The organism is Floridaenema fluviatile BLCC-F154 (assembly GCF_041929135.1).
In the GTDB taxonomy this organism is placed as follows: Bacteria; Cyanobacteriota; Cyanobacteriia; order Cyanobacteriales; family Aerosakkonemataceae; genus Floridanema; species Floridanema fluviatile.
In genome coordinates this window covers 24,092-40,277 of record NZ_JBHFNS010000062.1, presented here as the reverse complement: position 1 = coordinate 40,277, position 16,186 = coordinate 24,092, and the positions used below count along the sequence as shown (strand labels likewise).

Here is a 16,186-nt window from a genome sequence, read left to right as displayed (position 1 = left end):
CTTCGCTATTGTCAATTGGACAATTTTTCAAACGCTGCCCGACCGTTCTTTTGAAGAAATGAAAGCGTATATGTATAGTATTTGGCAGAGAACTGGATGGAATAAGACGAAGTTGGAGCGGATTGAGAAGAAATTGGGAATCGATGCTAACCGCTAACAATATCTCAATCAGCTACTGTTTGGCTAACTCTTTGGTTTTTAGACCGAAAGGCTTAAATACTTTTAGGGTTTGGTTTAGAGCCTGTTCAATAATTTCGTAGTCAGAAGGTCTTTCTTCGGGTGGGTAATCGTTTACCAATATACGGATAACTTTAATTGCATCTTCGATCGCCTGTAGCAGAGCCTCCGCAACACCTGCTTCATACCCATACTTGATTTTGTCTTCGTAGATCCATTTAAGAAGCTGCTCAGGGGGCTTACCCATCAAATTAGCCAGTTTTCGTAAGGTAGCTTCAGTAGGCATAGCTCTATGCCAGCAACACTCCCTCAACCCTGGCTGAGTTATACCTACTCGCCTTGCCATTTCACTCATGCTAAGCTGGTTTTCCTCTATGTACTTGAGAATTTCCTGTCCTAGCCGAGAGCATTGTTCTGGTTTTATTTGTAAGCCATATTTCATAATTTATGAATCAATCATAACTAACAATGCTACCGTGAGTTATAAAATAGAACAAATCTATTAGCAAGGCTAGGCGGGGAAGTTCCGGGACTGGAAAACTGAGAACTTCCTCCACCCCCTTGATTACAAACAGCTGCGTTACGCAGCAAAGGATACGCTATGCCTCTTATATTATTTCACATCGCATCTTTTGGGCTGTTAAAATTTGCCCATTTACAGAAATGCGAGCAGCTTCCCCTAGTAGCTTTATCGTTTAGCAGTGTCAGTAAAACAGCAAAACTCTCCAGCATACGCGCTACTGCTGGATGTTCCTTACTTTTACATCACACTGGCATTACTCACTGCGTTTGCACTTAATTAACCCAAACGCCAGAAAACCGAGTCTACCGCTACCAACGTCCGACTCGGCTTCTGACACCGAAACCTGAATCCAAGGGTTTTCTTTCCTCTCTCCAGGTTCTTTATAAATTTGGTTCTTTATGAATTGTAAAACAAATTCTCTTCATTCTTCAAACCAACCACAAACCCAAACCGCAAGCACTCCACAAAATTCGTTTGGGTGTGGCATCATGAGCAAGGCATCCCAACAATACCCCAATAATCTCACCAGTGCCGAGTATCGAGAACTGGCAGTTGGCAGTGGCATCCATCCTGACCTAATTTCCCTCAACTACATTCATTTGCAGGGAAATGCCCCTTACAGCTATTTGTTTATCTCGCCCGATATCCCCCGGAAAAACGCCGGAAGAGTCACAGAAGGTTTTCTCAAGCGATACTCTCATGTAGAAGCAGGCGGTTGGTGGGTCAGTGGTTTAGACCCCCTCTTCAACTGGGAACCGATGGAATGGGGCAGATTTAAGTCCTCCGACCCCCGCTTTAACTACGATAAGCAGAAGGGACAACAGACAGAAAAACTCGTTAAGTACGAATCCCCGCCCAAGACCCCCAACCGGGTCATGTATCATCGGATGTCCCTTGGCCTTTGGCAATTGGTATCAGAACGCTACAACGTGCCAATGCCGGAAGATATCATTATCACCGATGACGGTCATGCCATTGGCTTTTGGGCTTGGGTAAAGGATAACCCACAAATCCCGATAATTTTATGCGAAGGAGAAAAGAAAGCCGCTGCACTCCTGTCCAGGGGATTTGTTGCTATTGGACTTCCGGGGATTTGGGGCGGTCGAGTTGGGAAGAAGAATTGTAACGAAACACTGCACCCAGATTTAGTGCCAATGGCGACGGGTGGGCGCAAGTTTATTATCCTGTTCGACTATGAAACCAAACTCAAAACCCGTTGGCATATTTATCAGGCAATTATCCGTACTGGGAAAACTATTCAAGCTTTAAAATGTGACGTGGAAGTAGCTTGTCTCCCTGGCCCAGAAAAAGGGATTGACGATTGGATTGTCGCACTCCAAAACGATTTGGAAGTCTCCTCCCGGTTGGTAGCTGCCTTAATTGAGGACGCATTTTCTCTATCAGATTATATCCAACTGCAACGTCCTCGTCATCGCGGTTTATCTGATAAATATAAGCCAAATCTTATTGTTAACGAGCAATATATTTCTAATAAAGTTCGATTACCAGATATTGGTCTAGTCGTTCTTTGGTCAGACATGGGAACCGGAAAAACAGAACTCTTGCGACTCTGGCGAGAAGAACATCCAGACTCCAGATTTCTTAACAACGGACATCGCGTTAACCTCTTAAAAAATCTGGCAGAACGACTAGAAACTGAGATGTATACTGCCCTCGATTCGGGGTATTTAGGGAAAGCAACTGCTTTATCAATTACTATTGATAGCCTTTACAAACTGGAAACCCAAGCCAATCAATACGGCTGTGTTTTTATTGACGAAGCTTGTCAGTATCTCGTCCATTTATTGCATTCTAAAACTTGTAAAGAACATCGGGCGGAAATACTAGGAGTCCTGGAATATTTCGTCTACAACGCCCAGTTAGTAGTGCTAGCTGATGCACACATGGACGATATTACTGTAGACTTTTTCCGAGCCATGCGTCCGCCGCAAGAAGTGCCATTTATCATCAAAAATGAGTTCAAAAATGGAGGTCGTCAAGTTTATTGGTATGAAGGAAATGATTCTACTTCTTTAATTTCTCAACTTTGCTCCCTTCTCATGATAGGGGAAAAGGCAATGGTTGTCTCTGATTCCAAGCGATTTGTTAAGACGTTGGAACGGCGACTGAATCTTACTATTATTGATGATAAAGAGGATAACGACGAACATCGGTTAAGGGTTTGGGCTATTCACTCGGAAAACTCTGGTGCGGATGAAAACATTGCCTTTATTAAAGACATCACCAACGCCGTTAAAAACATTGATCTTTTGCTTGCTAGTCCAAGTTTGGGAACGGGAGTAGATATCTGTGGGGGAGAAGGAGAATATCATTTTGATGCCGTATTTGGGGTGTTTCATGCTGTCTCGCAAACCGCTACTGAATGCGCCCAAATGATGTATCGTTACCGTCCTAACGTGCCTTTTCATATCTGGGTAGCACCCCGTCCGCCTTTTGGATATAAGGAATGTAACTGGAGCAAAATCAAAGAACATTTACTATACACTAACGAAGTTGCTGCTTTCTTAATTCGCATTGACAGAGAGACAGGAAGGCGAGGTGTTGAGAAAGATTGGGCATTAGATGCTTATGTGAAAATTGCAGCCAATAGGCATCAATCTATTAATAATCTTCGAGCAGATCTGCGCTTATTGTTGCAGGAGATGAACAATGAAATTATCCCTTTGGGTAAGGAATCAGATAAAGATGAACGAACACGACTGCTAGAGGCAGCCAAGGCACTCGATAAAGAGTACTATCAAGGAGTAACCAATGCTAATAATATTTCTGCTACTGAGTACCGTTCTCGCTCTAGTCGGGATTATTTGCAACCCGAACAGATACTAGAATGCGAGAAGTTTAGGATTAAAGACTCTTACGGTATGGATGTTACCGAGGAGTTAGTAGAGAAAGATAATGGGGGGAGACTGATAAAAGCGATCGCCTCCTTAGAAGCAATTTTAGCCCCACCCGAAGGCACAATTACCGATCTTGGTACCGGACGGGAGTTCCCTGCCCCACCTAAAATTGTGTCCGATCGCGAAAAGCAAGAGCGAGACAATTTACCCATCTGCACGGACTGGGGTAATTACTCGGCGCGGTGGTTAGCTCGCTACAATCTGGGGTTGCACGAAATTCTCAAAAACTTGACCCGTGAATTCCGCGCCACAGATCCAGACTTAATAAAGATGACTGAAATTGCCATCAAGTGTGCGGCTCACGTAAAGGCAATACTGGGCTTCACCGTCCCTCCAGATTGTAAACCAATTTGGTTACTGGGAATGCTCCTAGACCAACTCGGACTAAAGCTAGAAGAAAAGTGCCGGGAAGGGGGACGGGGCGAACAGTTGGCAGTTTATGTTCTCAGTCGCCCTGAATTAGAGTTTGCTTTTGCTGTCATTGCCCACCGGGAACGCAAGCGCCAGGAAAGGGAAGAGGCAAGTCGTCACAGACAAGAAGAAAGGTCGCGTTATGCTGCCCGGATGCAAGCCCAGTATGGCATTGAGCCTTCTGTTGACCCGGTAGTGACCCCCCCCAAAACTGGGTTTCCAGAACAAGTTTTGGGGGGGGTTACTACCGATGCTGAGGGGAATGGGACACAGACAAAAGACAAGACAATACCAGAGCCACCCAAGCAGGTTCAAGAATTAGAGGCGGGTAGCGATGCTCAGACACCAAAAGGAGAAACCGAACAAAATGCACCTGCATCCAGAGCAGATTTAGTTGTAGGCAGCCTCGTCAAGTGGAATGAATGGATGTCGCTCTATATTATTTGTGCGATTTCTGGACTCATCGCCCAAGTATCAAAATATGACGATTACTTGAAACTGCCGGACATTGCCCCCATTTGGGAAGCTCCTCTGTCCGAACTCAAACTATATGAGGGAAGCACATAAGTCGATTTTCTCAAGAGCTGAAGCTCCTCTTCTTATGCTGTTGCTTTTAAAGCCAGCAACACGAGAAAAGGGCTTTCCAGTTAGCGAAAGCTGGTTGAAAGCGCGTTCTCTAGAGCGGGGCAAACACTCGTTGGCGCTGGGAATACTTACAGCGAAATACGCGGAGAAAATCCATGAACCCCCTAGACTCCCTCATCAAGCTATTCTCATACGGTATTCACAACGATTTTGCACAGATGTCTAACCCAGACTGGCCACCGCAACCACCAGAAGGCGCGAAGCCTAACTTCAACGACCCAGGCGCAGCTAATTGGCGATATCAACGCTATAAATACGAGCAGTATCAAGCCGGGAAACAACAGGAGGATATTTTATCCTTCGAGACTTGGAAAGAAAGGTACTTTGACCCCGCTAGTCTTGGGGGTCGTCCCGGCAGACCTGGGGGAAGCGAACAAGTGGCGGCACGTCAAGCACTCTTACGTGAAGGATTTCAGAATGTCGAAAATGTGGAACTGGGCGGCAGATATCCGGATCTAGTTAGATATAATCCTGATGGCAGTATCGATTATGCTGAGGTAGGAGAGATGCTCCAAAATGGAATGCCTCAAGCGCGGGAAAGGGCGAAGCTGAAAAATGAGATTTCTGCCCTGAGCGAGAACGATACAGTCACTTTTGTAGACAAGATGGATATAACCAGACGCATTACCTATCGACGGGGAGACGATGTAGAAACAAAAAGTTTCGGCAGTGGCGATTGAGTCAAGACAATAGGAATAGGGTTATGAGTTACTTTCTGCGGGTATTTTGTCAGTCCGACCAACCGATTGATAGCAGCGAAATTATCGATTTCATTGTTGATGGCTGCTACTTTGATGAGACTCCACATTTTGAAGTAGACAAATTTTCCGAAGGGGATTCTTTGACTCCTTGGAAATCTTTGACCGTACACTACCAAGCGGGTAAGCGTCCTATAACGATCTCAAGAAATGTCAATGACTTTTTTCTCGACTCAGAAGTTAAGGAGACAATAGAAATTATTGAGTTATCGTCCAAGTCACACCTGCCTCCAGACCTGGTGAACAAGCTCGCCGCAAGCAAGCAGGTAATCGCCCTCGAAATCGATCCGGTGGGGTTAACAGACGATGGCTGGGCGATGCTGGATTGTTTGGAAGCTTATTTAGCATCTAGGTTATCTGGGATTATTTATGCGCCTGACGATGGGTTTTACGATCCAAAGCTACAACCTCTCTACAAGCTCAAAGAAACTGGAGACAGCACTATGAAAGAGGCGATCGCCCCGGCATAGGGAATTTTTATTGTTTTCTGTGAAATACCAATTGGCCTCAAACTAGCTTGCGATGATATGAGCCGCAAGGTAAAACTTGGAACCTTTACTATGTAAGGGTTTCCCCCATTGGTTTTGACTTGAACTTAAGTCCAATACCCTCTATTAAGTTGATCGCTGAAATCCTTACTGTGTATAGTTTTTCATTACTACTTTGCAGCTTATATCAGCACAAGCTAGTTTTGGGCTGTAAGTATTTATGCCAGCTGAAGTGGGAACTTCTCGCCAGTGTGAAAGTGGACAGGTGACGGTACTAGTGAAAGGTTCTAAGACCATAAGTTTACTGCTACCAACCTCAAGAGGAATAGTTTATCCTTAAAAAAAACTGTTTTGCTTCACCACGTTATAGGAAGCTATTGCGATGGGTTCGCTTGAGGGGTTTACTTTTGGGTCAATTCTGGCAGGATTGATATCAGGTCTGTGGACGAACCTCACAGACAGAACATTGACTCCCGCGTACAAATCTTTCATCAACTACCTCAATCAAGGAGGCAGGCCAGTCAATCATGACCTACAAAAGGCTGTAAAAAGGTCGTTGCTCAAGGCAAGTAAAAGCCTTGCCTTAGAATGTCGTAATGAGCTAGCTGGGAGATTCCCTACCTTTCATGCTTGGTGGCCTTTTTTCCCAAAGCAACATCGGAGTGAAGTTCGCTGGCTCAACCGACAGCTCGCTCAATGGTCAAAAGACCTGAAAGCAATTGAAAGGGTAGAATCTTTTGAAACACCGATTCAATTACCAGAAGATATCGGTCTACTCCTGACTTCAGAAAACACATTATCATTAAATATTTTTCAAAAAATTAAGGACAAATTCCTAGCCGAGGCACTCAAGGGTAATGAGCCAGCTTGTTATGTAGAAAAAGTGAAGCGAGAGAGAGCAGGATTATTTCAATTGGTGTGTATCTATTTTGCTGATGAACTTAAGAATAATCAGCAAGTTAGTAATATTTTTGAAGGACAGTTACTTGTCAAAATAAACGATAATCTGAATGCTCATATTAATGCCAGTCAGAGAGTAAAACCATTAACACTTCAAGATTTGGAAGAGGCATTGTCCAATGTGAACCAAGTAATGATTAAGCTTAGAGATAAACTGGTAGATGTTGAAAAGATAGTGGATGAGGGTTTTACCAAGGTTACATCTGGTATTGAAGAAATCAAAGTAAGGTTAAACAAACCCAACGATAGTGGAACTATTTCATCCTCTAGATACCGATTAGCAGTTGTAATTAATGCTGAAACTTTTAGCGTTATTTACGAAGCACAAGCTAAAGCTATTATTGCCTATTTGCGAGAAGTTTCGTGTGATTCCTCTCTGACAATAGTCGGGATTGAACGAGGCAGTATAATCCTTGTTTTGGAAGGTTCAGAGAAAGGTATTAAGCAGCTTGAAGATCTGCACAAATCTGCACAACTCGCTGAGATATTGGGACTTCGTGTTAGGGATGTACAGCGTGTGGATTCACAGGCTAAAACTACTCAAGAGACGGCTAAAATAAGTATTGATTCATATTTAACGAGTCAAAGCCAGATCGAAAAAATCTTACAAAAAAAACTTAATATCGCACCCGAAGAAAAATTATTTGGTATCGAGGAAAATCTAGAAATATTAAGACAGTATCTGCAAGATACTGAAGGTAGTTGGTTTATTAGTGTTACAGGTGCGGGGGGTATCGGTAAAACATCGATTGTTGAGAAGTTAGTCAGAGAAAATACAGCGAAATTAGGATTTGAAAAGTTAGCTTGGATTACTGCTAAACGAAGAGCTTTGAATCCAGAAATAGGCGAAATTGAACTTATAGGAGATAATTTGAATGTTGATTCAATGATTATAGAGATAGCAAGGCAACTAGAAATAATACTACCACCTGCGTTAGAGCATCAGTTTACTTACTTGCAAGAAAAACTCCAATCTGTTCGTTATCTGGTAGTTATAGATAATCTAGAAACTCTGGAAGAGTATCAAACCTTGTTTGCAAAATTTGAGTTTCATAATGCTAAGAAAAACTTTAGGCCAAGTAAAGTTATTTTTACATCCAGAGTCAAACTTCAAGGATCAAGAATTGACTTTAGAGAGAAGGAAATTAGAGGATTAAGCGAAAACGCATCTTTAGAATTAATCAGGTATAAAGGAAATGATATTGAGCGCATCAAAAATGCGACTGCTCGCCAACTACTACCTATTTATGATAAAACTGAAGGAAACCCGCTTCTAATTAAGCTTGTGGTGAGCCTGATTAGAAGATATGATTCACCTTTGGATGAAATTATTGACTTCATTAGAAGTGAAAATAAACTTTTGGCTTACTTATATGGAGAAGCTATAGATTCAATTTCAGATAACGCTAATAGAGTTTTGAGTGCTATGACTAACTATAGTCACAGTAGTGCAGTTCCTTATCAAAAGTTGAAAAATACCAGCGGACTGGGAGATAATGAACTCAAAGAAGCTATACAGGAGTGTGTTCGACTTTCTCTACTTTTGCCTCTTCCTCATCAGATCCATGAAGAACCACGTTATTCAATTCATAACTTATTATATGAGTATTTAAATGGCCCTTCCTAAGAAGTTTGACCCAGAAGCTAAGAAGCTTGAAACTCAAGAAAAAAACAAGCAGTACAAGAATGAAGGAGGTGCTAAAAGAACACTCGAAGGCTGGCTGGAAGATTCTAATTTTTATGAATATGATGATAATGCTATTACCGATCATGTATTAATAGCATTGACAAATAATGAAAATAATTTTAATCAGTTACTAACATATTGCAAAGTAGTAACAAAATTTACTAAGAACGCTATTCAAGCTAATCAGTCATATCAGTGGATTAAGGTCATTGAACAAGCGCTCCAAAACATCGAAAAATCCAGAAATGCGAGGAGCAAATCAAGTAATAAAATGCCATTGGCTGATTTATATATTTCAAAACATCGTTGCCTTAAAGCGACTGGCAACAATTACGATGAAAAAGCTATAAATTGCTTACTTCAAGCAATTGAATTTTCTAAAGATAAACAAGAGTATATTGAAAGCAAGCTGGAACTGGCTCAGTACTATGAGAATATCAGTGAATATGAGAAAATGAGAGAAATCTTACTAGAAGTTGAAAAATATTGTAATAGCTATTCGCCAACTGAGGAAAACTTAGCTCGGCTTTGGGTTCTATGGGGTCAATATTATTTTTTTCAATTTAATTTTTATAAGTGTAGACAATATTTAATTCCAGCAAGGGCGATACTCGAAAAATTAGATAATCGAAAAAATTTGGAATTAGTTTATAGAGCTTTAAGTACTTGTTATCATTACATTGGAAGAACGTATTTTGAAGAATATCAATTTAAGAAAGCAGCTATTTTTTATACGAAAGCACAAACAATACTTGAAGAAAATAACAACCAAAGAAATTTATTAGATAGTCTTTTATCTACCGCTTTTTATCACTTAAGATTAGGACAAATACTTGATATCTGCAAAATCAGAGATAGTGCTTTTTATCATTATGAAGAGAGCTATAAAATTTTTCAAGAATACTACATTAGCAAATCTGGTTTGGCTCAAGTTAAACTAGCTAAAGCTAATATGACAAAGGAGTATCCTGCTTATCAAGATCAAAGTCATAGACAAACTTTTGAAACACAAGAAACAGAAATCATAAAAGCTAGGGATGAGGCATATAAAATAGGTTACTATCGAGGATACTTGTTAGCGCTTGTACAACTCTTTTGGTTTTATGTAACGAATCTGAGATTTTATTTAGCATGGCAAACTGGTTGGAAAGCTCTGGCATCAGATGAGTTCAAGAAATCAGGTGGTATTTTACTTTTATACCGTTATGCAAAAAAAATGATTTTCGGTATTTTCTATAAGATAAGATTCATTATATGGCGAAAATTAAATTCTGATAAAGTTCTTTACAGATGCCCTTGTTCAATTCATCAAAATAACAAATATGAAAACTAATATTATTTTAATATTTAAAATAATAAGTTTAGCTACATTTTGTGCTTATACTGCATTTCTCACACTCTATTTTACGCTGAGGCTTTTATTTTGGGATAAATTAGCTCTAGTAGGCTTTATCAGTAACTTCATTCCTTGGATTCTTTTACCGATATTTACTTTGCCGATTATCTCATTGTCTTTAAGAAACAGATTTTTTTTTATTATTTCATGCCTCGCTGTGTTAATCCTTTTAGGTTGGGTTCATGCAAAGTATTTTTCTCCTAAAGCCTTTGACATAGGAAATGTTTCTCCTAGCATTACTGTTTTGTCGATGAATGTTGGGCAACATCTAGTTGAACCTAAATTTTTAAACTCTTTTATCTTGGAAAAAGATGCAGATGTTGTTTTTTTACAAGAAGTTACTAATGAATATATTAAGAATGGATGGTCTGATTTAATCAAGACGTATCCCTATCAGGTTCATGGCCCACTGCTTAGTGAAAGACAGGTAGGTATGGGAATATTAAGCCGATATCCTATCCTTTCTTCTAAAGATTTTAAACTGGCAGACGAAGGACTTGTATTTCAGCAGAGGGCTACTCTCCAGATTGATAAACGAGAGATAGTCGCTTATAACATTCATACAACCTACCCTTGGTTCCGCCCTCAGAAGATTTTCTTTTCCTTTATTCTACCAATGTATGACTATTCCACTCGTTCTAGCGAAATCCAGACTTTAGTTAAGTTACTTCAGGATGAACAGCTTCCAGTTATTGCTGCGGGAGATTTTAATATGACAGATCAAGCCCAAGATTATAGTTATTTAACCCAAATACTCATAGACTCTTTTCAAGAATCTGGATGGGGGTTCGGTTTTACTTGGCCTGCTCACAAAAACCCCAATGGAGAAATAAATTTAAATAATCCAATAGTTAGAATTGATTACATCATGCACTCTGATGATTGGATATCGCAAGCTACGCAGGTTTTGTCTAAAACAGGTTCGGATCACTTACCAATAATTACAAAACTATTTTTGAAGGCAACAGAGCACAACAAGGTTTCCAAAAACGAGTAGGCGAGCGCTTTTAATCAACATCAATTTTGCCCAAATTTTCACTTTTTGATGCTTGTACGTACATTTGACATGGCTTGCTACTACAGCGATGGGGAAACAAGTAGTGCTAGGTGTGCATAAAATCCCTCCAAAAATCAGAATTATTCGCAATAATAGCTGCCAAATTTGCCCGAAAGTAGGAATAAATAGGAAAAAGTAGTGAAAATAGGATCATTTTCACCTCTTTTTTCCTCCTAAAAAAATGGGTACTTATTGGCTCGATAAAAGTATCGATGGTTGAGTTTTTGGGTGAAAGTGCAGCGATAGCTGCTCTTTAAAATTTCTGGGTTGTCAAAAAAGCCAGCCAGCACTGAAAGGATGGCTACTACGGCTAAAGCATTTTTTATAAAGCTCTTCATTTTTTTAGCGGGGGAGTAACAATTTTCCCGCTCCGATGTCAAAGTCACCAAAATGAAAAAGCTGCTAAAAAAATGAGGCTAAGCCTCCTAAAAAAATATTAGTAAAAAATTTAAAAGTGAACTGGAGACACTAAATTAATTTGTCATGCGATTTGAAGGTGGAGGCTGGCAACCAGCAACCTGAGCGATTGAGCCATAAGTCCAAATCTCTCCTAATGGTGGTTATCCATCGAGTCTGGGAATCCGCTTAAGATTTTCTCTCTAATATTTTTTTACATAGATTTACCTATGCAAACCTATGCAAAGTGGTATAGTAGTCAGGAAGAGTTGAGGAAAAAAAGATTTCAGAGTATGTAAGCCCCAAAGAGGCAGCACGACTGTTGGGAGTGAGTGTAGACTCCCTAAGACGGTGGGAAGCTGCCGGGAAGATAAAGGCAATCAGGACACCTTCGGGGCAGAGGAGATTCGATATCACCTCCTATGTATCGCCTGATAAACCTGATAAAACGACAAAGCCAATCTCAAAAAAGGAAAAGACCACAGATGATGAGTTGACCCTACGCCAGATAGCTAAGGGAATAGTTGAGTATGCCCAACAAATGCAAAAGTCTCGGCTTTTTCCTTATCCAGGAGCACTGCAACTGGGGGTGGAAAAGTTACAAGCTATCTGTGTGATGCAAAATCAACCCCAACCACAAGGAGTTCCTGATTTTGTCACCAATTGGGCGCAACATCCTCTAAGAGATTGGCCTATTGAAATTGACTGTCCAGATGAGTGGAATGATGCCCAATTTATAGAAGAGCAAAAGCCAAGCGGATTTTGCATTGAGTTAGACGGGTCATACATTGATGAAACCGAACGAATTCAAAGAGAAGTGATGCAAGAAGTTTTCAGAAAATCGGTGCAAGACCCAGACCTATATGTAAAGTTTCGCCGATTACTAATCTCCTGTCCCGTCATCACAAAGGGAGAACGAGATATTAAAAGCGTTCTCGAACTTAAATCCTTACAAAAAGTCGTCCAAGATAGTTATGAACAAGCTCCTGACTCTTACAAAAAAAATGGAAAATTTTACTGTTGCGGTCACTGTAGTGGGTTAATGTACCGGACTGCGGACAATCAATTAAAGTGTGAAAATAAACATTGCGCTAATAAGAAAAAACCCCCGTTTCCTTTTCAGTGTGATAAAGATGACGAAGTTTTATGGCTTAAAAAAGGACTGCGGTATTTTATTCATCGTCCGGGTTGTGCTGAACTGCGAATAGAAGAACGTTTAAAACAGTTAGGATTAGAAGTTACTCTTTACCCGGATTGCGATAAATATGATCTGCACATTGTCTTTCCCGATAATACAGTATGGGCAGTAGACGTAAAATTTTGGGAATCGGCATACAACTTGGCGAAGAAGGTTGAACCTATTCCTAAACTTCCTCATCAGCCATATCACGAAGCATTTTTTGTCTTTGCTGATGAAATTAGCAGCTATGGTGACGAGTATATTCAAGAGTTCCGGGCTAATTGTCCAGTTAAACCCAAGAAATCTCAGGTGATGTTTGAAGGGGATTTTATCAAGGTAGTTGAGAAAAAATTAAAGACTTTTCAAAAATGAGAAATACAACAGAATGGCGTAATTCGCTAATCAAAGAAGGCTTAGATGAAGATTTGTGTGACGTAGAGTTAGGACTGTACTTATTACATTCATTAATCCCAAACGCCCCTGCCAGCAGTCTATGGGTATTACTGACTGGTTATCCTTTCTCTATTCCAGAATCAAAAGAATGGAATAAGTCGCAACACAGAATGTATGCTTCTGGTCGTCATCTGCTGACAGAGTACAGAAGACCGTATGTATGGTCAGAAGCACTAAAGCATTATCGAAAGCTACCGATAGATCGGCGGGGTTACGAAGTCTCGGAGTCTCTGCAAGAGTTTAAAAAAAATAGCAAAATAACAACGGCAAATTTCCGGTTTGACCTATATGCTAAGACATTAAAATACCCTGTTCCTTTGTTTAGAAGACGCGAATTAAAGTGGACCCAAGCCGAACATACATACAAGTGTGCAGTAAACGGAATAATAGAAACAGTTACAATTCCTCCTGAACTGGTAAAATCTTGCCCACCCAGCCACGCTTTAACTGGTAAGCCACAAAGAGATCCGCTTTATGTCAGTTGGGCAGAACTGGAAGAAACAGCAGAATGGATGGATAAACAAAGGGAAAAACAGAGACTAAAACCATATTGGAAAAGTTGGATAAAGTATGTCAAGTTACAGGTATTTGACGATAAAGATTGTCTAGTCCCTACCGAGTCGCTCACCATCAATAAGATGATGCACTTAGTCGGGATGGTATCGTCAGGCAAATCTAATTTGATGAAAGTCTTAGCTGTTTGGGCAGTAAGAAAAGGATTGCACGTCACATTAGTAGTAGGAGATGTCCTACAAATCTTTGAATTGGCAAAGATGTTTGCTGAAGTAGGAATTACTAAAGTGGCTCCTATTTTGGGTAATTCAAACAGAAAGAGTCATATCAATCGGTTGCATCAAGCCGTTTATAATCTCCATCCAGAAGAACCATTCAATCAAGACCATCCCTGCTTTCAATGGATCAGCAACTCTTGCTTATTAAGTGGTTTAGTCAAGCCCGAAATGACAAAACCGTTTGAAGTAGGTCAACAACCTTGTTTGTCTCTAGAACTAATTAAGAAATCAGAACCGACAGAAAATGATGAGCTAGATGGGAAACAATCAAAATCGCCTAAAGGAAAAATAGCTTGTTCGGCTTATAGTGTATGCTCCTACCATCAGAAAGAACGCGACTTAGTAACAGCTTCTATCTGGATTGCGACACCAGGCAGTTTAGTTTACAGTCGGGTACCACAACAGATAAACCGAGAAAGTCTGCTTTATGCTGAGTTGGTTTTTCGACGGAGTGATTTAGTAATTGTAGATGAAGTAGACCAATATCAAGCTTACTTGGATAAAGCATCTAGCCCCGAACAGACATTACGCCGACCGACAAGAGATGCTTGGTTGGATGAAGTTTTCCAAAAAGTTGACGCTGAATTAAGGCGGCAAAATTCTGAACCCCTTCGCATAAAAATTGTCAGAGATTGGTGGAATGCTTGTCAACAAGCTAGAGGAATAACTGACACAATTTACGGGATGTTAGGAGGAGATAATCCCCAATTATATCAATGGCAAAATAGTAAGAAATATTTCACCGATTGGTTGCTGTTGCGAGAAGTGGCTATTGATTTAGCTGGACCAAAAAATGCTGACAATTTAATGAAGGAGGTATTTGAGCCCTATATCAATGATTTAGATAATGACAAGAATAAACTGTTTACTCTTACTCACAAAGACAGTGGCAAGGAGGAAGCCCTGTGCAATTGGGTCAAGGAAAATGCCATTATCCCATTAGAGCCAGAGAAAATTCAAGAAATAGCTGTCAAGCTAGAGTTTGCGTTGCTAGTGTGCGTTTTGCAAAACAAACTCTATTTTATGATGAATCGCTGGAGACAGGTACAAGACATCCTCAAACTGGAACCAGAAGATGCAATGTGGTTTCAAGCACCACCTGCTGACTACAACGCTATAATCCCCGCGATGCCGATGGGAAATCAGTTGGCATTTCAGTACCACAAATCTTATAAAGAACCGTTAGCAAGTCTACGGTTTTTCCGCTGTACAGGTATCGGGCGTTGGTTACTTTTACACTTCAATGATCTGTTCGGCAGCGACAACATAGCAAGTCCCCACATTTTGCTGATGTCAGGAACGAGTTGGGCTGGAAAGTCTCCAGCATACCATGTTGATGTACCTGTAACTGGAGTGTTGTCACCAGATACTAATAAGCAATTTTCAATTTACTCTCAGTTCTTACCTCTGGACGACAATGACTCTAATCAACCAATTGTTGTGTCAGGAGCAGGGGACAAAAAGCAAAAAAACTTGGAGAAAATCATCACCAAATTGGTAGAACAAGAATATTTAGAGCAAACACTAGCAGACCTTAAAGGACGGAAAATACTGCTTGTAGTTAACAGCTACGAACAAGTCAAAATAGTCCACGAACATCTAATTCGTTTAGGGTGGGGAAATCGGGTTATAGCATTAACGAGAGATGATAATAAATCAGAATGGCTTGATGATGATTTAGAGAATGAAATTGTTAACATATTGCAACGAGGAAGAGTATCTGAGTTTGCCAATAAACCAGACAAAGTAATTCTAATCGCCCCACTAAAAGCTATAGAACGCGGTCACAATATTGTTGATGAGAATGGAATGGCGGTGATTGGGGCAGCTTACTTCTTAGTTCTACCCCACCCAAGTCCTGATGACCTAAGCTATGCTATTCACTCCATCAACCGTTGGGCGATTGACAACTATAAGAAGTTTACGGGAGAAAACCTTGAGGAATTAGGTAAAAATTTTCGGGACACTGCTTACCGTCAATGGCTGCGTTTGCTACACCTACCAGTAAGGCTAAGAACTCTTGATGAAAAAGATTTGACGGCTGTGCATTGGGATATTGCGGTTTCTCTTTGGCAAGTTATAGGTCGTCTAATTCGCGGTAGCAGTGATGCTCAACTGTTTTGGTGCGATGCAAAATTTGGGCTAAATGTGGCACAAATGAACGACCAAGAGGATAGTCCTTCTACCAGTATTCTTGTTGGCATCCGAGATTTGCTACAACCCTATTTTGAGGGAGAAGCTCCTCAGATTACCCAACGAGATAGGCAGATAGTTCAGGCTTTGTATAAACCTTTCTATGAGGCGATCGCCAACACTAAAAATCTTTTCTAACTCCAGCACGAAAAA

Annotated in this window: 9 protein-coding genes; 8 read left to right on the top strand and 1 reads right to left on the bottom strand. The window is 40.6% G+C overall.

Going from position 1 to position 16,186, the window contains the following annotated elements; genetic code table 11:
- Positions 1 to 172: 172 nt before the first annotated feature.
- Positions 173 to 619, bottom strand: coding sequence for a helix-turn-helix domain-containing protein (locus tag ACE1B6_RS16255; protein ID WP_413258294.1), 447 nt, complete (start codon positions 617 to 619; stop codon positions 173 to 175).
- Between the two features lie 569 nt (positions 620 to 1,188).
- On the opposite strand from ACE1B6_RS16255, the gene ACE1B6_RS16250 reads away from it, so the two are divergent.
- From ACE1B6_RS16250 to ACE1B6_RS16215, 8 genes are all read left to right on the top strand, one after another.
- A complete protein-coding gene (locus ACE1B6_RS16250) occupies positions 1,189 to 4,596 on the top strand; it encodes a plasmid replication protein, CyRepA1 family (protein ID WP_413258293.1) in 3,408 nt (1,135 codons plus the stop codon).
- A 236-nt stretch (positions 4,597 to 4,832) separates the two neighbouring features.
- Positions 4,833 to 5,354, top strand: coding sequence for a hypothetical protein (locus ACE1B6_RS16245; RefSeq protein WP_413258292.1), 522 nt, complete (start codon positions 4,833 to 4,835; stop codon positions 5,352 to 5,354).
- A gap of 23 nt (positions 5,355 to 5,377) precedes the next feature.
- Positions 5,378 to 5,902: a hypothetical protein gene (locus ACE1B6_RS16240; RefSeq protein ID WP_413258291.1), complete on the top strand. Its 525-nt coding sequence runs from the start codon at positions 5,378 to 5,380 to the stop codon at positions 5,900 to 5,902.
- A gap of 400 nt (positions 5,903 to 6,302) precedes the next feature.
- Positions 6,303 to 8,507: an NB-ARC domain-containing protein gene (locus ACE1B6_RS16235; RefSeq protein WP_413258290.1), complete on the top strand. Its 2,205-nt coding sequence runs from the start codon at positions 6,303 to 6,305 to the stop codon at positions 8,505 to 8,507.
- A complete protein-coding gene (locus ACE1B6_RS16230) occupies positions 8,494 to 9,900 on the top strand; it encodes a hypothetical protein (RefSeq protein WP_413258289.1) in 1,407 nt (468 codons plus the stop codon). The genes ACE1B6_RS16235 and ACE1B6_RS16230 overlap by 14 nt, the downstream gene beginning before the upstream one ends.
- Positions 9,890 to 10,960: an endonuclease/exonuclease/phosphatase family protein gene (locus ACE1B6_RS16225; RefSeq protein ID WP_413258288.1), complete on the top strand. Its 1,071-nt coding sequence runs from the start codon at positions 9,890 to 9,892 to the stop codon at positions 10,958 to 10,960. Before ACE1B6_RS16230 ends, ACE1B6_RS16225 begins: the two co-directional genes overlap by 11 nt.
- A 739-nt stretch (positions 10,961 to 11,699) precedes the next feature.
- Positions 11,700 to 12,968 carry a restriction endonuclease-related protein gene (locus ACE1B6_RS16220; protein WP_413258296.1) on the top strand — a complete coding sequence of 423 codons (1,269 nt, stop codon included), beginning with the start codon at positions 11,700 to 11,702 and terminating at the stop codon, positions 12,966 to 12,968.
- A complete protein-coding gene (locus tag ACE1B6_RS16215; RefSeq protein ID WP_413258287.1) occupies positions 12,965 to 16,171 on the top strand; it encodes a pPIWI_RE_Z domain-containing protein in 3,207 nt (1,068 codons plus the stop codon). The genes ACE1B6_RS16220 and ACE1B6_RS16215 overlap by 4 nt, the downstream gene beginning before the upstream one ends.
- Positions 16,172 to 16,186 lie beyond the last annotated feature (15 nt).